The sequence below is a fragment of the Cupriavidus phytohabitans genome (genome assembly GCF_017815025.1).
Classification (GTDB): Bacteria; Pseudomonadota; Gammaproteobacteria; order Burkholderiales; family Burkholderiaceae; genus Cupriavidus.
The window spans coordinates 1-21,629 of record NZ_JAGIQB010000006.1 but is presented as its reverse complement, the minus strand read 5'-3'; the positions used below and the strand labels follow the sequence as shown (position 1 = coordinate 21,629).

Here is a 21,629-nt window from a genome sequence, read left to right as displayed (position 1 = left end):
GCCTGAAAGTGATACACATTCATCCGTTGCTTGAATCAAATTGTATCACTACCATGCATTGCAACTGACGCGATTGACCCAGATCAAGCGCAAATCAAGACCTCAAAGAAGCGGAGCATGCATGTACGCACAGCTGGTGGAGACAGGAGCAACAAGGCTCCGCGCGATGGAAGAGATGGACCCGCAGGAGCACGCGTTCCAGTCCCGCGTGGACGAAGGGATCAAGATCGAGGCCAAGGACTGGATGCCCGAGGCTTACCGCAAGACCCTGGTCCGCCAGATCTCGCAGCATGCGCATTCGGAAATCGTTGGCCAGCTGCCGGAAGGCAACTGGGTGACCCGCGCGCCCACGCTGGAGCGCAAGGCCGTGCTGCTGGCCAAGATCCAGGACGAAGCCGGCCACGGCCTCTACCTGTACAGCGCGGCGGAAACGCTGGGCGTGTCGCGCGACCAGATGCTGGGCGACCTGCATTCGGGCAAGGCCAAGTATTCCAGCATCTTCAACTACCCCACGCTGTCCTGGGCTGACATCGGCATGATCGGCTGGCTGGTCGATGGCTCGGCCATCATCAACCAGGTGCCGCTGTGCCGCTGCTCGTACGGCCCGTATGCGCGCGCCATGGTGCGCGTGTGCAAGGAAGAGTCGTTCCACCAGCGCCAGGGCTACGACATCCTGCTGAAGCTGTGCAACGGCACGCCCGAGCAGAAGCAGATGGCGCAGGACGCGCTCAACCGCTGGTGGTGGCCCGCGCTGATGATGTTCGGCCCGTCCGACGGCGATTCGCCGAACAGCGCGCAGTCGATGCAGTGGCGCATCAAGCTGTTCTCCAACGACGAGCTGCGCCAGAAGATGGTCGACCAGACCGTGCCGCAGGCCGAGTACCTGGGCCTGACCATTCCCGATCCCGAACTCAAGTGGAACGAGGAACGCGGCCACTATGACTTCGGCGAGATCGACTGGGCCGAGTTCTACAACGTGATCCAGGGCAACGGCCCGTGCAACCGCGACCGGCTGCGCACCCGCGTGAAGGCCTGGGACGACGGCGCATGGTTCCGCGACGCGCTGGTGGTGCACGCCGATATGCAAGACCGGCAGGCTCGGCAAGCCGCCGCCTGACCCATGCGGCGCAGCGCGCCGCTCCCCACATCGAATCGTTTTACACAGGAGGTTGCCATGAAAGAGTGGCCGCTTTGGGAGATCTTTATCCGCAGCCAGCACGGCCTGGCCCACAAGCACGTGGGCAGCCTGCACGCGCCGGACGGCGAAATGGCGATCAACAACGCCCGCGACGTCTACACGCGCCGCAATGAAGGCGTCAGCGTCTGGGTGGTGAAGGCCAGCGACGTGATGGCCAGCAGCCCCGGCGACAAGGGCCCGCTGTTCGAGCCCGCCAACAGCAAGGTCTACCGCCACCCGACGTTCTTCCCGATGCCGGAAGCGGTCAAGCACATCTGAGACGGCCAGGACCATGGACAACCACAAGCTCGCTCATCTTCACGAGTATCTGCTGCGCCTCGGCGATTCCACGCTGGTGCTCGGCCAGCGCCTGTCGGAATGGTGCGGCCGCGGCCCGGCGCTGGAAGAGGACATCGCGCTCACCAACGTCGCGCTCGACCTGATCGGCCAGACCCGCCTGTGGCTCGGCTATGCTGCCGAAGTGGAAGGCGCCGGGCGCACCGCCGACCAGCTGGCATTCCTGCGCGATGCGCACCAGTTCCGCAACCTGCTGCTGGTGGAACAGCCCAACGGCAGCTATGCCGATACGCTGGCGCGCCAGTTCCTGTTCGATACGTGGCACTACTTCCAGCTCGAAGCGCTGCAGCGCTCCACCGATGCGCGCATTGCTGAAATCGCCGCCAAGTCGCTCAAGGAAGTGACCTACCACGTGCGCCGCAGCGCCGACCTCGTGGTGCGGCTGGGCGATGGCACCGAGGAAAGCCGCCGCCGCATGCAGGATGCGTTCGACGACCTGTGGATGTTCACCGGCGAACTGTTTGAAGCCGATGCGGCCGAAGCCGAGCTGGCGCGCGACGGCGTGGTTCCCGATCCCGCCACGCTGGCCGAACCCTGGCAGCGCCATGTCGGCGAAGTGCTGGAAGAAGCCACGCTGCGCGTGCCCGGCGCACAATGGGCGCAGAGCGGCGGCCGCCACGGCCGTCATACCGAACACCTTGGCTACCTGCTGGCCGAGATGCAGTTCCTGCAGCGCGCCTATCCCGGCGCGCAGTGGTGAGCATCATGACCGCGCAAGCGCTGGACCGTGCCGCCGTGGAACAGGTCTGGACCTGGCTCGACACGGTGCCCGACCCCGAAATCCCCGTGATTTCCGTGGTGGACCTCGGCATCGTGCGCGACGTGGCGTGGGAAGGCGACGCCTGCGTCGTCACCATCACGCCGACCTATTCCGGCTGCCCGGCCATGACCGTGATCCGCGAGGGTATTGAAAGCGCGCTCGCCGCGCAGGGCGTGGACAAGGTCCGCGTGCAGACCCGGCTGGCGCCGGCCTGGACCACCGACTGGATGACCCCGCGCGGCAAGGCCAGCCTCGCCGGCTACGGCATCGCGCCGCCGGCGCAGCAGGTGATCGATATCAGCGGGATCAGCCGCAAGGCAGGCAGGGGATCGGCGGCGCTGGTGGTGGCCTGCCCGCACTGCGGCTCGCGCCATACGCGGCTGGTCAGCCAGTTCGGCTCGACCGCGTGCAAGGCGCTGTACCGCTGCGGCGACTGCAAAGAGCCGTTCGACTACTTCAAGGCTCACTGAGAAGGAAAGGTGGGGAGATGAGCAAATTCCATGAACTGACGGTGGCCTCGGTCACGCGCGAGACCCGCGACGCGGTCGCCGTGACCTTCGCCGTGCCGGACGAGCTGGCCGATGCCTACCGCTACGTGCAGGGCCAGCACCTGACGCTGCGCACCGGCATCGATGGCGAGGATGTGCGCCGCTCGTACTCGATCTGCTCGGCGGTGCAGGACGCGCAGCTGCGCGTGGCGATCAAGCGCGTCGACGGCGGGTTGTTCTCCAACTGGGCCAACGAGCAACTGCAGCCGGGCATGAAGCTGGAAGTGATGCCGCCATCCGGCCATTTCCACGTGCCGCTGTCCGCCACGCACGCGAAGCACTACGTTGCCTTCGCCGCCGGCAGCGGCATCACGCCGATGCTGTCGATCATCAAGACCACCTTGCAGGCGGAGCCGGAGAGCCGCTTCACGCTGTTCTACGGCAACCGCGCGTCGTCGTCGGTGCTGTTCAAGGAAGAGCTGGAAGACCTGAAGGATACCTACCTGCAGCGCTTCAACCTGGTGTTCGTGCTCAGCCGCGAGCAGCTCGAAATCGACCTGTTCAACGGCCGCATCGACGGCGACAAGGTCAACGCGCTGCTGGAGCACTGGGTCAGTCCGCAGGACATCGACGTCGCCTTTATCTGCGGCCCGCACTCGATGATGGAGGAGGTCACGCAGGCGCTGATCGACAACGGCGTCGACAAGACCCGCATCAAGCGCGAGCTGTTTGCCACCAGCATTCCGTCGGCGCGGCCCGCCGCGCATGCGCACAAGCAGGTCGGCCAGCAGCAGTGCGAAGTGACCGTGATCCAGGACGGCCGCACCCGTTCCTTCACGCTGGAGAAGAACAAGGAAACGGTGCTCGACGCCGCGCTGGCGCAGGGCATCGAGCTGCCGTACTCATGCAAGGGCGGGGTCTGCTCGACCTGCCGCTGCAAGCGCATCGAAGGCGAGGTCGACATGGACGTCAACTTCGCGCTGGAAGACTACGAGGTCGCGCGCGGCTTCATCCTGAGCTGCCAGAGCTACGCTGTCAGCAACAAGCTGGTGATCGATTTCGACCAGGAAACCTGAGGCGTTCTCCTGCCATCCCAAATACCCACATTCAATTTCGCCCCCCGGAGCAAGCCGTGTCCCATCCGTTTTTCGAACGCCACCAGGCGCTGCTGGAACAAGCCACCCAAGCCATCGCCACGCGCGGCTACTGGAGCCCGTTCGTTGAAATGCCGAGCCCCAAGGCCTATGGCGAAACCGCCAACGCCGACGGCAAGGCTGCCTTCGAGGCGCGCCTGAACCAGCCGTTCGCGCTATCGCAGCCGGGCACCGTCGGCCAGGCCGGCAAGGAAGTCTCGCCGTACGGCCCGGAACTGGGCGTCACCTATCCCAGGCCTGACCTCGACCAGCTCTTTGCCGGCGTTGCCAGGGGCATGCCTGCCTGGCGCAAGGCCGGCCCGGAAGCATGGGTCGGCGTGTCGCTGGAAATCCTGCAGCGCCTGAACCGCCGCAGCTTCGAGATTGCCTACGCCGTCATGCACACCACCGGCCAGGCCTTCATGATGGCCTTCCAGGCCGGCGGCCCCCACGCGCAGGACCGCGGCCTGGAAGCCGTGGCCTACGCCTGGGACGAACTGCGCCGCATCCCGAAGCAGGCCACGTGGGAAAAGCCGCAAGGCAAGAACGAACCGCTGCGCATGGAAAAGCGCTACACCGTGGTGCCGCGCGGCGTGGGCCTGGTGATTGGCTGCTGCACCTTCCCGACGTGGAACGGCTATCCGGGCCTGTTCGCCAGCCTGGCGACCGGCAATGCGGTGGTGGTCAAGCCGCATCCGGGCGCGATCCTGCCGCTGGCGATCACCGTCGAGGTGGCGCGTGAAGTGCTGGAAGAAGCCGGCTTCGACCCGAATATCGTCACGCTGGTGGCCAACGACCCGAGCGAGCGCATGGCATCGAAGCTGGCGCTGCGCCCCGAAGTGCGCCTGATCGACTTCACCGGCAGCACCGCCAACGGCGACTGGCTGGAGCGCAACGCGCACCAGGCGCAGGTGTACACCGAGAAGGCCGGCGTCAACCAGATCGTCATTGACTCCACCAGCGACTTCAAGGGCATGGTGCGCAATATCGCCTTCTCGCTGTCGCTGTACTCGGGCCAGATGTGCACGGCGCCGCAGAACATCTACGTGCCGAAGGACGGCATCGATACGCCGGAAGGGCGCGTCAGCTTCGACCAGGTTGCTGCGGCGATCGGCGAAGCCGTCAACAAGCTGACGGCTGATCCGGCCAAGGCGGTGGAACTGATCGGTGCGATCCAGAACGACGGCGTGGTGGAACGGATCGAATCGTCGCGTGCGCTGGGCGAGATCGTTGCCGACAGCCGCGTGCTGGCGCATCCCGAATTCCCGGACGCGCGCATCCGCACGCCGCTGGTGCTGAAGGTCGATGCCACGGACGAAGCGAAGATCATGCAGGAACTGTTTGGCCCGATCTCCTTCATCGTGGCGACCGACAGCACCGCGCACAGCATCGAACTGGCGCACCGCGGCGCGAAGACGCACGGCGCGCTGACGCTGTCGGCCTACACCACCGATGCCGGCGTGACCGAAGGCATCCGCGACGCCGCGGAAGACGCGGGCGTGGCGCTGTCGCTCAACCTGACCGGCGGCGTGTTCGTCAACCAGTCCGCCGCGTTCAGCGATTTCCACGCCACGGGTGCCAACCCCGCGGCCAATGCATCGCTGTCCGATGCGGCCTTCGTCGCCAACCGCTTCCGCGTGATCCAGAGCCGCTCGCATATCTGATCTGATCGCAAGGCCTGCAGTACCCCGGCGCCGGCCCCCCCTCGCACGCGGCGCCATCATAACGAGATGGAGTAGACAATGGTGCAACGCAACCCCAACCCTAACGAGCTGGAGCCGATCGAGCGCGCCAGCCGCGACGAACTGCAGGCGCTGCAGCTGCAACGGCTCAAATGGAGCGTGCGCCATGCCTACGACAACGTGCCGCATTACCGCAAGGCGTTCCAGGCGGCTGGGGTGCATCCGGACGACCTGAAGTCGCTGTCGGACCTGTCGAAGTTCCCGTTCCTGACCAAGCAGGACCTGCGCGACAACTATCCGTTCGGCATGTTCGCGGTGCCGCGCGAGCAGGTGGCGCGCGTGCATGCGTCGAGCGGCACCACGGGCAAGCCGACCGTGGTCGGCTATACCGCGAAGGATATCGATACCTGGGCAAGCGTGGTGGCGCGCTCGATCCGCGCCGCGGGCGGGCGCGCCGGCGACCTGGTCCATGTCAGCTATGGCTACGGGCTGTTCACCGGCGGGCTGGGCGCGCACTACGGCGCCGAGAAGGCGGGCTGCACGGTGATCCCGATGTCGGGCGGACAGACCGAGAAACAGGTACAGCTGATCCGCGAGTTCCAGCCCAACATCATCATGGTGACGCCGTCGTACATGCTGAACCTGATCGAAGAGATGGAGCGGCAGGGCATGGACCCGTCGGAAAGCTCGCTGAAGGTCGGCATCTTCGGCGCCGAGCCGTGGACCGACGCGATGCGCGCGGAGATCGAGGCGCGCGCGGGCATCGACGCGGTGGATATCTATGGCCTGTCCGAGGTGATGGGGCCGGGCGTGGCGTGCGAATGCATCGAGAGCAAGGATGGCCCGGTGATCTGGGAAGACCATTTCTATGCCGAGATCATCGACCCGGTGACCGGCGAGGTGTTGCCCGATGGCGCGGAGGGCGAACTGGTGTTCACCTCGCTGACCAAGGAAGCGCTGCCCGTGATCCGCTATCGCACGCGTGACCTGACGCGGCTGCTGCCGCCGACTTCGCGTTCGATGCGCCGCATCGGCAAGATCACCGGACGGTCGGATGACATGCTGATCATCCGTGGCGTCAACGTGTTCCCGTCGCAGATCGAGGAACTGATCCTGAAGGCGCCGGCGCTGGCGCCGCAGTACCAGCTGGTGGTGACGCGCGACGGGCATCTCGACAAGCTGGAGGTGCGGGTCGAGGCCCGGCCGGAGCGGTCTTCGTCGCTGTCGGCGGATGACCGGGCGGCGCTGGAGCGGGATCTGAAGGACCAGATCAAGACCTATGTCGGCGTGACCACGCGGGTGCAGGTGGTGGCGGCCGAGGGGATCGAGCGCACCACGGTTGGCAAGGCACGGCGCGTGCTGGACATGCGGCCGAAGGTCACGCACGAACAGCCGGTGGGCGCGATCTGAGGCGTTGCTTTTCACCCACACCCCTGGCAAAGGCTCCCCTCTCCCGCTTGCGGGAGAGGGGAGCAAACCGGCGGCATTCAAGACATAACGAACGAAATCCAACTGATGGCAGCCACCCAGAGCCGCCACGCCACCCCTGCGCCAAAGGAGACAGCCATGGACGCGCGACAACTCGAATCCATCCAGAACCACCCCGACTTTATCCGCCTGATCCACGGACGCACGCGCCTGGGCTGGTCGCTGACGCTGATCATGCTGGCGGTCTACTTCGGCTTCATCCTGCTGCTGGCTTTCTCGCCCGCCACGCTCGGCACGCCGGTTGCCGGAGGCGTCATGACGGTTGGCATCCCCGTCGGCGTGGCGGTGATCGTCGCCGCCGTGCTGCTGACCGCGATCTACGTCCACCGCGCCAACCGCGACCTGGACCCGCTCAACGAACGCGTGCGCAAGGAGTGCCAAGCATGAAGCCGGTACACCGTTTCCTCGGTGCCGCCCTGTGCGGGCTGGCAGCCACCGCCGCCACGGCGGCCCCCGCGATCCAGGGCGAAGCCGCGCAGCGGCCGCTGAACTGGAGCGCCATCGTGATGTTCCTGCTGTTCGTCCTGTTCACGCTCGGCATCACCCGCTGGGCCGCGCGGCGCACCCGTTCGGCGTCGGACTTCTATGCGGCCGGCGGCGGTCTCACCGGCTTCCAGAACGGCCTGGCGATTGCCGGCGACATGGTGTCGGCTGCGTCGTTCCTCGGCATCTCGGCCATGATGTTCGACAAGGGCTACGACGGGCTGATCTACGCGCTCGGCGTGGTGGCCGGATGGCCGATCATCCTGTTCATCGTCGCCGAACGCCTGCGCAATCTCGGCCGCTACACCTTTGCCGACGTGGTCTCGTACCGGCTCGCGCAGAAGCCGGTGCGCATCACCGCCGCGTGCGGCACGCTGACCGTGGTCATCATGTACCTGGTCGCGCAGATGGTCGGCGCGGGCAAGCTGATCGAGCTGCTGTTCGGCACCAGCTACGAATCGGCGGTGGTCATCGTCGGCGCGCTGATGGTGCTGTACGTGATGTTCGGCGGCATGCTCGCCACCACCTGGGTGCAGATCATCAAGGCGTTGCTGCTGCTCGGCGGCGTGACCTTCATGGCGGTGATGGTGCTGGCCTATTTCGGCTTCAGCCCGGAAGCGATGTTCGCCAGCGCGGCCAAGGTGCATGACAAGGGCACCGCGATCCTTTCGCCGGGCGGGCTGGTGTCGAACCCGATCGATGCGATTTCGCTGGGTGTCGGCATGATGTTCGGCACCGCCGGCCTGCCGCACATCCTGATGCGCTTCTTCACCGTGGCGGATGCCAAAGAGGCGCGCAAATCCGTGCTCTACGCCACCGGCTTCATCGGCTATTTCTACGTGCTGATCCTGGTGGTGGGCTTCGGCGCGATCGTGATGGTGGGCGCGGATCCGGCCTATCGCGACGCGGCGGGCAAGCTGATCGGCGGTAGCAACATGGTCGCTGTGCACCTGTCCCACGTGATCGGCGGCGACCTGTTCCTCGGCTTTATCTCGGCGGTGGCATTCGCGACCATCCTGGCGGTGGTGGCGGGGCTGGCGCTGTCGGGCGCGTCGGCGGTGTCGCATGACCTCTACGCCAACGTGTTCCGCCGCGGGCAGGCCAATGAGAAGGACGAGATCCGCGTGTCGAAGATCGCCACGCTGGTGATCGGCGTGCTGGCAATGGTGCTGGGCGTGATGTTCGAGAAGCAGAACATTGCCTTCCTGTCCGGGCTGGTGCTGGCGATCGCCGCGTCGGTCAACTTCCCGGTTCTGTTCCTGTCGATGTTCTGGAAGGGGCTGACCACGCGCGGCGCGGTGGCGGGCAGCCTGGCGGGGCTGGTGTCGGCGGTGGTGCTGCTGGTGCTGGGCCCGACCGTTTGGGTCGGTATCCTCAAGCACCAGCAGGCGATCTTCCCGTATGCCAACCCGGCGCTGTTCTCGATGACGCTGGCGTTTGCCGCCGCCTGGCTGGTGTCGGTGCTGGACCGCTCGGCGCAGGCGAGCGCCGAACGCCAGCGCTACGGCGCGCAGTTCGTGCGCGCCATGACCGGCATCGGCGCGGCCGGTGCCAGCCAGCACTGAGCCAGCACTGCGCCAGCCGCGCGCTCAGTCGGTGTCCTGCTGCGCCTTGTGGCGGGACGCCATCTTCTCCTGCTGCCCCGGCGGCACGTTGTCGTAATGGCTGAACTGGATGGTGTAGCTGCCGTGGCCGCCGGTCATGCTGTTCAGCCGTGACTGGTAGTCGTTCAGCTCCGACAGCGGCACCTGCCCGGCAACGATCACGCTGTTGCCGGCGCCGGTGCGGGTGCCATGCACCTGGCCGCGCTTGGCGGACAGGTCGCCGATGACGTCGCCCATCTCCGTGCCCGGCACCGTGACCTCGATCTCGACGATCGGCTCCAGCACGCTGGGGCGCGCCTTCATCACCGCATCGATAAACGCCTTGCGCCCCGCAGTGGCGAATGCCACTTCCTTGGAATCGACGGGATGGCTCTTGCCGTCGTACACGGTCACGCGTACGTCCTGCATCGCGAAGCCGGCCAGCGGCCCGCATTCCAGCACCTGGCGGATGCCTTTCTCCACCGCCGGAATGAACTGGCCGGGAATTGCGCCGCCCTTGACCGCATCGACGAACTCGAAGCCCTCGCCGCGCGGCAGCGGCTCCACGCGCAGCATCACTTCGCCGAACTGGCCGGCGCCGCCGGTCTGCTTCTTGTGGCGGTGGTGGCCCTCGGCCTTGCCGGCAATGGTCTCGCGATACGCGATCTTCGGCGGCCGCGTGGCGACTTCCAGCTTGTACTGCTCGGTCAGGCGCTCCAGCGCGCAGCGCAGGTGGAACTCGCCCAGCCCGAACACCACGGTCTCGTTGGTGCCGGCGGGATGCTCGACGCGCAGGCACGGGTCTTCGGCGCTGAGCTTGTGCAGCACCTCGGCCAGCCGCTGCTCGTTGCCGCGCCGCGCCGGCTCGATCGCCAGGCCGTAGATCGGCGTGGGAAACTCCAGCGGCGTCAGGTGGATGTCGCCATCCTCGGTGGCGTCGTGCAGCACCGCGTCGAAACCCAGTTCATCGACCTTGGCCACCGCGCAGATATTGCCCGGGCCGGCGCGCGGCACTTCCTGCGTCTCCTTGCCCTGCAGCAACAGCAGGTGCGCCACCTTGAACGGCTGGCGGCCCTCGCCGATATAGAGCTGGCTGTCGCGCGTGACCGTGCCCTGGTGGATGCGGAACACCGCCAGCTTGCCGACATAGGGATCGACCACCACCTTGAACACATGCGCCAGCACGTGCTTGTCCGGTACCGGCTCGGCACGCACCGCCTTGCGCTTTTCAGTGCCTTCGGTGTCCTGGCCGGTGACGCGGTAGAACAGCGGCGGGTTGCCTTCGGTGGGATTGGGCAGCAGCCGCACGAAGACATCGAGCAGTTCCTCGATGCCCGCCCCGGTGGCGGCAGAGGTAAAGCAGATCGGCACCAGGTGTCCCTCGCGCAGCGCGCGCTCGAACGGGGCGTGCAGTTGCTCGGGCGTGATGGCCTCGCCTTGCTCCAGATACAGCTCCATCAGCTCGGGATCGATCTCGATCACCTGGTCGATCAGCGCTTCATGCGCCGACGCCACCGATAAAAAATCCGACTCGCCGGCCGGATTGAAGAAGCAGTCCACCACCTTGCCGCCGTTGCCCGCCGGCAAGTTGATGGGCAGGCACTCCTTGCCGAACGCCTCCTGGATCTCGGTGAGCAGCCCCGGCAGGTCGACCTTCTCGCCGTCGATGCCGTTGATGACGATCATCCGGCACAGTTGCCGCGCCTGCGCCCAGGCCATGGCGCGGCGCGTGGTCATCTCGATCCCGGTCTGCGCGTTGATGACGATGGCCGCGGTCTCGACCGCCGCCAGCGCACTGATCGCAAGGCCGGAGAAATCGGGGTACCCCGGTGTATCGAGCAGGTAGATGCGGGTGTCGCGGAAGTCGACGTGGGTGATGGCGGAACTGAGTGAGCGCTTGTACTTGCGCTCAAGAGGATCATTGTCGCTGACCGTGTTGCCGCGCTCCACGCTGCCCGGGGTATGCAGCGCACCCCCCTTGTGCAGCAGCGCTTCGACCAGCGAGGTCTTGCCGCATCCCGCATGCCCGAGCAGGGCAACGGTGCGGATGGCATCGGGACTGTCGTGCATGGTGGCTCTCTCGTCCGGCAATGGCTGTCAGGGCATTATTGGCTAAATTTGCCGGAAACGACATATGCCAGTGTCGGCATCGTGACAAAGCCTGATATGGGCAAGGGCGTGAAGTGGTGCGGGCGGCGCTTCGCCGGCCGACCGCACTCGCTTAACCGCCTGGCTGCAGCGCAGCAATTCGCGGACTGCTGCGCTGCAGCAGGATCACGCGCGCCCGTCGGCGTGATCGGTCGAGACCGCCAACGCATGCCATGCGGCCAGCTCGCTTTCCACCTTGCGGTTCTTCTCGGCGATGCGGGCCACCGTATCAGAGCCCAGCGGCAGGCGCACCGGCGGGTTGCCGCTGTCGGCAAGGGCGAGCAGCGCAGCGGCCAGCTTGGCGGGATCGCCAGGCTGCTGGTGGTTGGCCGACGCCATGTGGCCGCGCATCGCGCCGACGGTTTCGGCATATTCGGCGATCTCGGTGCCGACGCGGACCAGTGAGCTGGCATCGAGGAAGTCGGTGCGGAAGAAGCCGGGCTCGACCACGGTGGCGCGCACGCCCAGCGGCGCCAGCTCGGCGTCGAGCGCTTCGGTCAATCCTTCCACCGCGAACTTGGTGGCGCCGTAGACGCCCCAGCCCGGATAGGCCGCATAGCCGCCGATCGAAGAGATATTGACGACATGGCCGCTGCGCTGGCGGCGCATCTGCGGCAGCACCGCGCGCGTCACGTTCAGCACCCCGAAGACGTTGGTGGCGAACTGCTGCTCGACTTCGCGCGCCGACGCTTCCTCCACCGCGCCCAGCAGGCCGTAGCCGGCGTTGTTGACCAGCACGTCGATGCGGCCGAAGCGGGCCACGGCGGCCTCGGCGGCGGCGATCGCCTGCGCCTCGCTGGTGACGTCGAGCGCTACGGCGAGCAGGTTGCCGTGCGCGCCCACGGCATCGGTGATCGTTTCGGGGCGGCGCGCGGTGGCGACGACACGGTCGCCGCGGGCCAGCGCGGCACGGGTCAGTTCCATACCGAAGCCCCGCGAGGCGCCGGTAATGAACCAGACCTTGCCGGCGGCAGTGGCGGCGTTGGTGGCGTTGGCGGCGGTGTTGGCAGCGATGGTGGTGTTGGCGGACATGGTGAATCTCCTTTGGCGTGATGCTCGGTTTGACTGCGATGTCTGATGGCGGGGGCCACGGAGACAAATTTAGGCGCGCACGGTCCGCAACACTAGGCGGTGCAATCTAGATTTAAAGACAACCAAAAGTTGTCAATAAACGCGCGTGACCTCGATTGAGCATTTCTCAAGCGCGTGGCAGACTCGCCGGCATGGACAAGCTGCCTCCCCTGAACGCCCTGCGCGCCTTTGAAGCGGCGGCCCGGCACCTGAGCATCACCACCGCCGCGGAAGAGCTGCACGTGACGCCGGGCGCCGTCAGCCGCCAGATCCGCGCGCTGGAAGAAGGGCTGGGCGTGCAGCTGCTGCATCGCGGTCACCGGCAGATCTCCCTGACCCGTACCGGCGAGGATTACTACCGCGCGGTGACCCGGGCCATGGACGACCTGCGCGAAGCCACGCGGCGGCTCAGCAAGCGCGCGAAGCGCAAGCAGCTCAAGGTGCGCGCCTACACCACCTTCGCCATGCGCTGGCTGATCCCGAGGCTGTCGAGCTTTCATGCGGCCAATCCCGGCATCGAGGTGCTGCTGACCGCGTCGCTGGACCCCGTCGATTTCCGCAAGGAAGACATCGACGGCGCGATCCGCCTTGGCGACGGCAAGTGGAGCGGCGTGAATACCTACCGGCTGGTGTCCAACATCCTGGTGCCGGTCTGCAGCCCCGGCGTTGCGGCCGGCAGCCCGAAGGTGAAGAAGCCTGCCGACCTGCAGCACCAGACGCTGCTGCATTCGATTGCGCGTCCGGACGACTGGGCGCACTGGCTGAAGGCGGCGCGCGCCGACACGCAGGTCGATGCGCGCAGCGGCATGACCTTCCAGAGTTCCGCCATGGCGTACGCGGCGGCGGTGGAAGGGCAGGGCTTTGCCATCGCCCAGCGCTTCCTGGTCGCGGCCGACCTGGAGGCAGGGCGACTGGTCGCGCCATTCCGCCAGGCGGTCGACATGGGTGATTTCACCTACTACCTGCTGACACCCGCCGACCGCAAGGAAAGCGCCAGCATGGCGGTGTTCCGCGAGTGGCTGCTTGCGCAGTGCGAGACGCAGGGATAGCGCCGCTCACCATCCGGCGAAGCGGGCAAATGCCTCCACCGGCTCGCGCGTGGAGCGCAGCCGGTTGGCCGGCTCGGCGGGATCGGCATAGCCGAGCGACATGCCGCACACCACGATTTCGCTGTCGGGAATGGCAAGCTGCGCGCGGATGACCCGGTGGTAGCGCGCGAACGCCTGCTGCGCGCAGGTATCCACGCCGTGCCCCAGCGCCGCCATCATCACCGCATGCAGGAACATGCCGAGATCCAGCCACGCCGCCTGTCCCTGCCCGCGTTCGATGGTGAAGAACAGCCCCACCGGCGCGCCGAAGAACGCGTAGTTGCGCGCGTACTGCCGCGCCATGCCGGCGGCGTCGCCGCGCGGGATGCCGAGCAGGCCGTACAGCGCCTTGCCCAGCGTGCGGCGGCGTGCAAGGTAGGGCTCGCGCCACGCGGGCGGGTAGTAGACGTATTCCTCGCAATGGCCGCCGCCGCCGCTGTCGTGCAGCGCCAGCAGGGCATCGCTGAGCCGGTCGCGCACGGCGCCGGCGCAGGCATGGACACGCCATGGCTGCGTGTTCGACGCGCTCGGGCTGCGCGCCGCGTCGGCCAGGATTGCCGCCACCGTCTCGCGCGGCACCGGCGTATCGAGAAAGCCGCGCGCGCTGCGGCGGGCGTGGAGCGCGGCGATGATGTCGGCGCGGTTCATGATGCGGCTGCCGTGAGCGGTGCCTCGACGGCGTCGGCACAATGGACCGCGCCGCGCGCCTGCAAGGCGGCGATCTGTGCCGCGCTGAAGCCAAGCTCCGCGAGCACCGCCTGCGTGTGCTGCCCGCACGCCGGCGCGGGCCGCGCCGGCAGCGCGTTTTCCTGCGCGCTGTTGATCGGAAAGCCGGGCATGCGGACCTCCCCCAGCGTTTCGTGCGGGATGCGCTGCACCATGCGGTTGGCCGCCACCTGCGGGTGCGCCATCAGGTCTTCATAGGTGGCGACGCGTGCGCACAGGATGTCGGCGTCCTGCAGCACCGCCAGCCACGCGTCGGTGGAGCGGGTCACGAACACGCTGGTCAGTGCCTCGACCATTGCCCCGCGGTTGGCCACGCGCAGCGGCGAAGTGGCGAAGCGCGGATCGTCGGCGAGCGCCGGCAGGCCCAGCACGTCGCACAGCCGGCGCCAGCGTTCAGGCATGTAGGCGGCGACCATGATCCATCCGTCCGCGGTGCGGAAGGCCTGGTTGGGCGCCGAGTAGGGGGCGGCGCTGCCCGCGCGTTCCGGCAGCTGCCCGTCGGCGCAATAGCTGGTGAGCGACGATTGCTGCAGCGCCAGCGCGGCGTTGAGCAGGCTGACGTCGAGATGCCCGCCCTGGCCGTCGCGCGCCCGTTGCGCCAGCTTGCCGAGGATGCCGACGCAGGCGACATAGCCGGTCATCACGTCGACCACTGGCGCCTGCACCTTGCACGGCTCGCCGTCGGGCAGGCCGATCAGGCTCATCAGCCCCGAATCGGCCTGGATAATGCCGTCGACGCCGGCACGGCCGGCATACGGGCCGTCCTGGCCATAGGCGGAGATCGAGCAGTAGACCAGCGACGGGTTCAGCGCCGACAGCCCGGCATGGCCCAGCCCGAGGCGCTCCATCACGCCGGGGCGCATGCTTTCCACCACGATGTCGGCTTCCGAGACCAGCCGGCGCGCCACCGCGAGTCCCTCGGGGGATTTCAGGTCCAGTGCCACGCCCAGCTTGTTGCGGTTGAAGCCGTGGAACAGCGCGCTGTCGTCGCCCAGCCAGCCGGGGCCGAGCCCGCGCCCCAGTTCGCCGCCAGGCGGCTCTACCTTGATGACCCTGGCGCCCATGTCGGCCAGCAGCATGGTGCAGGTAGGCCCGGCGCCGATCTGGGTGAAGTCGATGACGGTCAGGCCGTCCAGTGCGTCGCGCAGCATGTCAGCTCTCCGGAAGGATGCGGGATCGTTTGAAGGTGCCCTGCGCGGTGGCGACCAGCACGCCGGCATCGGTGGCCAGTTCGGCCGAGGCAAAGTACAGGCTCTTGCCGGCGCGGCTCACCGTGGCGGTGGCGCGCAGCCGGCCCGCGCTCGCCTTGCTGAGGTAGCTGATGGCCAGCATCACCGTCACCGCGTGGCCGAGGGCGCCGTCGGGGCCGGTCGGCAGGCCGGCGTAGCCGCACGCGGCGTCGAGCAGCGTGGCGATCACGCCGCCCTGCACGCTGCCCTGCCGGTTCAGGTGGCGCGGCTCGATGTCGAGCTCGAAGGCGCAGCGGCCGTCGCCGACGCTGGCCAGGCGGATGCCAAGGTAGTCCAGCAGCGGGTTGTCGGCGGGCGGCGGCATGGCGCGATCGACGAGATCGACGAGATCGACGGGAGCAGCGGGCGCGTTCACAGCGCCACCTTGATATTGTTGTCCTGGATCACGCGCTGCCAGCGCGACATTTCCTTGCCGATATACGCCTTCAGTTCGTCCGGCGTGGAGGCCTGCGGCTCGAAGCCCTGCTTTGCCAGTTGCCCGGCAACGTCGGGCGACTTCAGTGCAGCCACCAGCGCGGCGTTGACCTTGTCGACCACGGCCTTGGGCGTGCGTGCCGGCGCCAGCAGGCTGTACCAGAGTTCCGCGTCGTAGCCGACGATGCCGGCTTCGGCAAAGGTGGGCAGGTCGGGCATCAGCGCGCTGCGCTTCTTGCCGGCGATGCCGAGCGCGCGCAGCTTGCCGGCGCGCACGAACTGGATCGACGAAGCAAAGGTGGCGAACGAGATCTGCACCTGGCCGCCCATCAGGTCGGTGATCGACGGGCCGGTGCCGCGGTAAGGCACGTGCAGCAGCTCGGTCTTGTTCAGTTTGGCGAAGACCTCGCCCGCCAGGTGCTGCGGCGTGCCGGGCCCCGGGCTGCTGTAGCTGAGCTTGCCCGGGTTGGCGCGGGTGTACTGGATGAACTCCTGCAGCGTGCGGAAAGGCTGGTCGGGATTGGCAACCAGCATGATCGGCACCGACGCGATGCGCCCGACCGGCTCGAAGTCGCGCTCGACCTGGAACGGGATCTTCATGCCGAGGAACGGGTTCATCGTGATCTGGCTCGACGCGATCACCAGCGTGTAGCCGTCCGGCGCGGCATGCGCGACGTAGTCGGCGCCCAGGTTGCCGCCGGCGCCGGGCTTGTTCTCGATCACGATGGTCTGGCCCAGCAACTGGCCCATCTTGGGAGCGATGGCGCGTGCCAGGATGTCGTTGCCGCCGCCCGGGGCGAACGGCACGACCAGCGTGATCGGCTTCTGCGTGGGGTAGGGCGCCTGTGCCGCCGCACTCAGCGCCGTGACCGACAGCACGCCGGCCATTGCCGCGCGCATGATTCGGAGGATTCCTGCCATGGTTGTCTCCTGTGTGGTTCTTGTCGGGCCGGTCAGCGGCCCGTGTAGTGGGGTTGCCGCTTTTCGGCGAAGGCCTGGCGGCCTTCAACGCGGTCGGCGGTGTCGCGCAGCACGCCCCAGTAGAGTTCGGTGAGCTGCTGCGCGTCGGCTTCGCTGAGGTGGCTGGTCTGCCGCGACAGCTTCTTGACCGCCTGTACCGCCAGCGGCGCGTTGGCGGCGATGCGCGCGGCCAGCGCCAGCGCGCGGTCGAGCAAGGCATCGGGCGCCATCGTTTCGGTGACCAGGCCGATGCGCGCGGCGTGCGCGGCATCGATCCGTTCGCCGGTCAGCACCATCTGCATCGCATGCGCCGCGGGCACGGCCTTGAGCAGCCGGTGCAGGCCGGACACCGCCGGGATCGAGCCGACCGCGACTTCGGGCAGGCCGAATGTCGCCTGCGTCGACGCAATCCGCAAGTCGCACTGCAGCGCGATCTCCAGCCCCGCGCCGAGGCAGTGTCCGTTGACCGCCGCGACCAGCGGCTTGCCGAGGCCGAGGTCGCTCAGGTCCATCAGCCGGATATAGAGCCCCAGGTCTGCGGCCTGCTCCGGCGCGCGGAACAGCGCCTCGGGGTAGGTGGCGGCGGAGGTGCGCGTGCCCTTCAGGTCCGCCCCGGCGCAGAAGGCGCGCGTGCCGGCGCCGGTCAGCACCGCGACGCGCAGGTCGTCGCGGTCGCGCACCTCGGCCAGGTGCGCGCGCAGTTCGCGCAGCGTGGTCACGTCGAGCGCATTGAGCGCGTCAGGCCGGTCGATGGTCAGCACCGCGACTGCGCCTTCGATGTGGCGTTGGATGGTCATGGCGCCTCCTTACACGCTGGGCGACGACAGGCTGCGCCCGCCGCAGACGTAGAGCGTCTGGCCGGTCACGTACGACGACTGCGGGTCGAGGAAGAAGCTGACCGCATTGGCGATATCGTCGGCGGTGCCGATACGCTGCACCGGCACCGACTTCTGCAGCCGCGCCTGCACCTCCGGCGCAAAGCCGCGGAACAGCGGCGTATCGACGATGCCGGGTGCGACCGCGTTGACGGTGATGCCCTTGCTTGCGAACTCGATCGCCAGCGAGCGCGTCAGGCTGACCACGCCACCCTTGGCCGCCGAGTAGTTGGCCTGTCCGAAGCCACCCAGCCAGGCCCGCGACGAGATATTGACCACGCGCCCGTAGCCGCGCTCGACCATGCCGGGCAGCGCCGCGCGGCAGCACAGGAACTGCGAGCGCAGGTTGGTATCGATGACCAGGTCCCAGTCGTCGTCGGTCATCTTCAGGAAGCGCATGTCGCGCACGGCCCCCGCGTTGTTGACCAGGTAGTCGACGCGGCCGGCGCGTGCCGCGACTTGCGCAAAGGCGTCATTGACCGCGGCGGAATCGGTCAGGTCGGCGGTGGCGCCGAAGGCATTCAGCCCCGCGGCGGCGAGCGTGCCGACGGCCTCGTCCAGCGCACCGCCATCGCGGTCCAGCAGCGCCACGGTCAGTCCTTGCCGCGCCAGTTGGGTGGCGATACCCAGGCCGATGCCGCGCGCGGCGCCCGTGACCACGGCCACATGCGTGGGATCGAATCGTTGCGTACTCATCTCAGACTCCCAGCAGGTGGACGGAAGACGCGGCGTGGTCCACGCCCGCGATGCCGCCGCCGGTGCATTGCGTCAGGCCGACGCGGGCGTTGTCGACCTGGCGCTCGCCGGCGCGCCCTTGCAGGTGCCACAGGATCTCCACCATCTGCGCCACGCCGGTGGCGCCGAGCGGGTGCCCCTTGGCCAGCAGGCCGCCGCTGGGGTTGACCGGCACGCGGCCGCCCAGCCGGGTCGCGCCGGACTTCAGCAGCGACACCGCTTCGCCCGGTTCGGCCAGGCCCAGCGCTTCGTAGTAAAGCAGTTCGGCGATGGTGAAGGCGTCGTGCAGCTCGACCACGTCGACGTCCTGCGGCCCCAGTCCGGCCTGTTCATAGGCCTGGCGCGCGGCACGCGCGGTGATCTCGGCGTCGAGGATGTCGTCGTCGGCCTCTTCGCGCAGGCCGGACACCACCACCGACGACAGCACCCTGACCGGACGCGCCTGCGCCGGACGGCGCGTGCTCAGCACCACCGCGGCGGCGCCATCGACCTGCGACGGGCAGCACTGCAGCAGCGTCAGCGGGTCGGCGATCATGCGCGAGCCGAGCACTTCTTCCACGGTGGTGGCCTTGCGCTGCTGCGCATACGGGTTGAGCGAGCCGTTGTAGCGGTTCTTGACCGCCACTTCCGCCAGGTCGGCGGGCGACGCGTCGCGCTCGTGCAGGAAGCGAGTGCCGCGCATCGCATACACCGCGGGCAGCACCATGCCGGCCTTGGCGTAGAGGTCCGTCTTGTGGTCGTTGCGCTGCAGCGGGATGGTGCCGCCACCCAGCGCGGTAAGCTGCTCGATGCCGAACACCAGCACGGTGTCATATTGCCCGGCGAGCAGCGCGTGCCGCGCCAGGTGCACGCCGGTGGCACCGCTGGCGCAGGCGTTCTCGATGTTGTAGACCGGAATGCCCTTCAGCCCCAGGTCGCGCACGATCAGCTGGCCCAGGATCATGCCGCCCAGCACATTGGCGCAATACACCGCCTGGATGCGGCTGGCCGGCACGTCGGCGTCGGCCAGCGCCTTGAGGATGGCCTGTTGCGCCAGTTCCGGCGCCAGCACGCCGGGGTGGCGGCCGAACGGCGTCATCGCGCCGCCATGGATGTAGATGTCCTGCATGTTGCTTTCCCTTTCCTTCTGCGTTCCATCGATCGGTCAGGCCGTGACGGCCTCGAAGACATAGCCGAACTCGGCATCCGGGCGCGCTTCATAGCGGTCGCCGATCACCGGGCGCGCCTTGCCCTGCAGGCGCCCGAAGATCCGCACCGGGCCGACGAAGTCGACATAGCCGAGCGCGTACGGTGGCTGCCCGGTCTTGGGCGCGGGATGGATCACGGTGAAGCTGTAGACCACGCCGGCGCCGCGGATGGCGACGGGGTCATGCTCGGCGGCGAGCGGCGAATCGTCCGGCACGGCCGGGAAGATCCATTCGCCGGTGGCGCGGTGGCGCGAGGCGATCAGGTGGGGGAGGGGGTCCGCACTCCAGAGCGGATAGGCTTGGTCTGACACGGCAGTCTCCTGTGTTGGTGGGCCTTGGCGTAATGGTTGTCGCTGGCGGCGCGCGCGACAAACGACATTTCCGGCGCCTTCGCTTGAGAAAAAATCAAACGAATGGCCGGAGCAGGGCGTCAGGAGAAGCGTGTTGACGGGAAGCCGGCGTGGGGCTCGGGGTGGCCGGCGCGTGCTGAAGGGTCAGGCCACCAGGCCGACCAGCCGCGACAGCGATTGCTCCGCGCCGCGGCCCGCTTCCACCACGAAGTCGATGAAGCGGCGGACCCGCACCGGCATCTGGTTGCGATGCGGGTAGTACATGTACAGGCCGACATTGCTGCTGCTGAATTCCGTCAGGATTGCCTTGAGCCGGCCGCTGACGAGGTCGGCGTGGATCATGTAGGCGGACAGCTGGCCGATGCCCATGCCGGCGCGCACGGCCTCGACCTCGGTCTCCACGTCGTTGAAGCTGGCAACGGCGGGCACCTCCTGGTAGACCAGCGCGCCGTCGACCTGCAGCTCCCACGGCACCATGCGCCCGGTCGCGGGGCGGCGGAAGCCAGTGCACTGGTGCCGCAGCAGCTCGTCCAGCGTGGCCGGCTCACCGTGCCGCGCGAGGTAATCGGGCGCGGCGCAGATGACCAGCGGCAGGTCGCACAGCCGGCGCGCCACCAGGTTCTGGCCGGGGCTGGTGCCGGCGCGGAAGCCGATATCGATGCGGGACTCGACCAGGTCGGTGAAGAGGTCGCTCAGCACCACGTCGAAGGTGATGCCCGGATGCAACTCGCGGAATGCGCGCACCAGCGGCACCAGCACGCGGCTGCCGACCGACGGCGGCGCGGTCAGGCGGATCAGGCCGTCGTCGTCGCTCTTGCTGCTGCGCACCTGGTCCAGCGCTTCATCGAGCTGGCGCATGCCCGGCGCGGCCAGTTCGAACAGGCGCGCGCCTTCAGTGGTGAGGCTGAGCTTGCGCGTGGTCCGGTGCAGCAGGCGCACGCCGAGGTCGTCTTCCAGCGTGCGCACCGCTTTGCTGACGGCCTGCGGTGTCACGCCGGCTTCCACTGCGGCGCGTTGGAAACTGCCGGCGCGCACCACGCCGATGAAGAGGGTGAGGACGCGGGCCTTGTCCATGATTGGCAACTGACGGTTGGGGATGTCGCCATCATAGTGCGGATCCGGCAAACCTATGCGCGTGCCTCCCCTTCCCACTATCCGTCGTTAACGCATGCTATTGGTTCCTTGCCGAATTCCGGGGACGACTGTGAGCAGACGGCCGAATTCGGCCAGCGTGAGACATTCGACGGCCACGACCAGTTGGCAGCAATCGTCGGCATATGGGTGCGGCCGACCTTTAGCTCACGCCATCGGCCACTATTGCTGCGTGAGCATCAGGTTCAGGTTCTGAACCGCGGCGCCGGATGCGCCTTTGCCAAGATTGTCGAAAACCGCGGACAGCAGGACGTGCCCGTGTTCCATGTTAGGAAATACGCTTAAGTGCATGTCGTTCGTACCGTTCAGCACTTGCGGATCCAGGTGCTTTAAATCGCGCGATTCGTGCAACGGTAGGACATGCACATGGGCCGTCCCGGCATAGTGGCGGGCGAGGCATTCGTGGAGCGTGGCGCCATCCACGTCGGGGGCCAGCAGCCGCAACGCGAGGGGCACCGTCAGCACGATGCCCTGGCGGAACGCACCATACGCGGGAACGAAGATGGGACGCTGCGCGAGCCC

General features: G+C 67.6%; 21 protein-coding genes and 1 pseudogene. 10 read left to right on the top strand and 12 right to left on the bottom strand.

Features of this window, described 5'->3' with window-relative positions:
• Positions 1-121 precede the first annotated feature (121 nt).
• The 9 genes from paaA (at position 122) to J8I34_RS05615 (ending at position 9,133) form a co-directional block, all read left to right on the top strand.
• On the top strand, positions 122-1,117 hold the full coding sequence (gene paaA, locus J8I34_RS05655; RefSeq protein WP_209774903.1) for a 1,2-phenylacetyl-CoA epoxidase subunit PaaA: 996 nt from the start codon (positions 122-124) through the stop codon (positions 1,115-1,117).
• A 57-nt stretch (positions 1,118-1,174) separates the two neighbouring features.
• On the top strand, positions 1,175-1,456 hold the full coding sequence (gene paaB, locus J8I34_RS05650) for a 1,2-phenylacetyl-CoA epoxidase subunit PaaB (RefSeq protein ID WP_029044895.1): 282 nt from the start codon (positions 1,175-1,177) through the stop codon (positions 1,454-1,456).
• 13 nt (positions 1,457-1,469) lie between these two features.
• On the top strand, positions 1,470-2,234 hold the full coding sequence (gene paaC / locus J8I34_RS05645; protein WP_209774905.1) for a 1,2-phenylacetyl-CoA epoxidase subunit PaaC: 765 nt from the start codon (positions 1,470-1,472) through the stop codon (positions 2,232-2,234).
• Between the two features lie 5 nt (positions 2,235-2,239).
• A complete protein-coding gene (gene paaD, locus J8I34_RS05640) occupies positions 2,240-2,764 on the top strand; it encodes a 1,2-phenylacetyl-CoA epoxidase subunit PaaD (RefSeq protein WP_209805540.1) in 525 nt (174 codons plus the stop codon).
• A gap of 17 nt (positions 2,765-2,781) precedes the next feature.
• The gene (gene paaE / locus J8I34_RS05635) at positions 2,782-3,858 is read left to right on the top strand and encodes a 1,2-phenylacetyl-CoA epoxidase subunit PaaE (RefSeq protein ID WP_209805539.1); all 1,077 of its coding nucleotides are present in this window, start codon (positions 2,782-2,784) and stop codon (positions 3,856-3,858) included.
• Between the two features lie 56 nt (positions 3,859-3,914).
• Positions 3,915-5,579, top strand: coding sequence for a phenylacetic acid degradation protein PaaN (gene paaN / locus J8I34_RS05630; protein ID WP_209805538.1), 1,665 nt, complete (start codon positions 3,915-3,917; stop codon positions 5,577-5,579).
• Positions 5,580-5,657: 78 nt separating this feature from the next.
• Positions 5,658-7,007, top strand: a complete 1,350-nt coding sequence (gene paaK / locus J8I34_RS05625) for a phenylacetate--CoA ligase PaaK (protein WP_029044900.1) — start codon at positions 5,658-5,660, stop codon at positions 7,005-7,007.
• 156 nt (positions 7,008-7,163) lie between these two features.
• Positions 7,164-7,472, top strand: a complete 309-nt coding sequence (locus tag J8I34_RS05620; protein WP_029044901.1) for a DUF485 domain-containing protein — start codon at positions 7,164-7,166, stop codon at positions 7,470-7,472.
• On the top strand, positions 7,469-9,133 hold the full coding sequence (locus tag J8I34_RS05615) for a cation acetate symporter (RefSeq protein ID WP_209805537.1): 1,665 nt from the start codon (positions 7,469-7,471) through the stop codon (positions 9,131-9,133). The genes J8I34_RS05620 and J8I34_RS05615 overlap by 4 nt, the downstream gene beginning before the upstream one ends.
• 24 nt (positions 9,134-9,157) lie before the next feature.
• On the opposite strand, the gene fusA is transcribed toward J8I34_RS05615, so the two are convergent.
• The gene (gene fusA / locus J8I34_RS05610) at positions 9,158-11,221 is read right to left on the bottom strand and encodes an elongation factor G (protein ID WP_209774913.1); all 2,064 of its coding nucleotides are present in this window, start codon (positions 11,219-11,221) and stop codon (positions 9,158-9,160) included.
• Between the two features lie 204 nt (positions 11,222-11,425).
• Positions 11,426-12,331 carry an oxidoreductase gene (locus tag J8I34_RS05605; protein WP_209805536.1) on the bottom strand — a complete coding sequence of 302 codons (906 nt, stop codon included), beginning with the start codon at positions 12,329-12,331 and terminating at the stop codon, positions 11,426-11,428.
• Between the two features lie 191 nt (positions 12,332-12,522).
• Between J8I34_RS05605 and gcvA the strand changes: the two genes are divergently transcribed.
• Positions 12,523-13,419: a transcriptional regulator GcvA gene (gene gcvA / locus J8I34_RS05600; protein WP_029044905.1), complete on the top strand. Its 897-nt coding sequence runs from the start codon at positions 12,523-12,525 to the stop codon at positions 13,417-13,419.
• Positions 13,420-13,425: 6 nt separating this feature from the next.
• Here gcvA and J8I34_RS05595 read toward each other — a convergent pair whose 3' ends face one another.
• The 10 genes and pseudogenes from J8I34_RS05595 to J8I34_RS05550 form a co-directional block, all read right to left on the bottom strand.
• The gene (locus J8I34_RS05595) at positions 13,426-14,106 is read right to left on the bottom strand and encodes a nitroreductase (RefSeq protein WP_209805535.1); all 681 of its coding nucleotides are present in this window, start codon (positions 14,104-14,106) and stop codon (positions 13,426-13,428) included.
• On the bottom strand, positions 14,103-15,335 hold the full coding sequence (locus J8I34_RS05590) for a CaiB/BaiF CoA transferase family protein (protein WP_209805534.1): 1,233 nt from the start codon (positions 15,333-15,335) through the stop codon (positions 14,103-14,105). Before J8I34_RS05590 ends, J8I34_RS05595 begins: the two co-directional genes overlap by 4 nt.
• Before the next feature lies 1 nt (position 15,336).
• A complete protein-coding gene (locus J8I34_RS05585) occupies positions 15,337-15,789 on the bottom strand; it encodes a PaaI family thioesterase (RefSeq protein ID WP_371748044.1) in 453 nt (150 codons plus the stop codon).
• Positions 15,786-16,769, bottom strand: a complete 984-nt coding sequence (locus J8I34_RS05580) for a tripartite tricarboxylate transporter substrate binding protein (protein ID WP_029044909.1) — start codon at positions 16,767-16,769, stop codon at positions 15,786-15,788. Before J8I34_RS05580 ends, J8I34_RS05585 begins: the two co-directional genes overlap by 4 nt.
• A gap of 32 nt (positions 16,770-16,801) precedes the next feature.
• The gene (locus J8I34_RS05575) at positions 16,802-17,605 is read right to left on the bottom strand and encodes an enoyl-CoA hydratase/isomerase family protein (protein WP_029044910.1); all 804 of its coding nucleotides are present in this window, start codon (positions 17,603-17,605) and stop codon (positions 16,802-16,804) included.
• Positions 17,606-17,614: 9 nt separating this feature from the next.
• The gene (locus J8I34_RS05570; protein ID WP_209805533.1) at positions 17,615-18,379 is read right to left on the bottom strand and encodes an SDR family oxidoreductase; all 765 of its coding nucleotides are present in this window, start codon (positions 18,377-18,379) and stop codon (positions 17,615-17,617) included.
• Position 18,380: 1 nt separating this feature from the next.
• Entirely contained in the window at positions 18,381-19,526 is a 1,146-nt protein-coding gene (locus tag J8I34_RS05565) for a thiolase family protein (protein ID WP_209805532.1), read from the bottom strand.
• Between the two features lie 36 nt (positions 19,527-19,562).
• Positions 19,563-19,916 (bottom strand): Zn-ribbon domain-containing OB-fold protein, encoded by a 354-nt coding sequence (locus J8I34_RS05560; RefSeq protein WP_209805531.1) that lies wholly within the window; start codon positions 19,914-19,916, stop codon positions 19,563-19,565.
• A 183-nt stretch (positions 19,917-20,099) separates the two neighbouring features.
• Positions 20,100-21,029 (bottom strand): LysR family transcriptional regulator, encoded by a 930-nt coding sequence (locus J8I34_RS05555; RefSeq protein ID WP_209805530.1) that lies wholly within the window; start codon positions 21,027-21,029, stop codon positions 20,100-20,102.
• Positions 21,030-21,269: 240 nt separating this feature from the next.
• A pseudogene (locus J8I34_RS05550) lies at positions 21,270-21,629 on the bottom strand (N-acetyl-gamma-glutamyl-phosphate reductase); the annotation flags it as partial.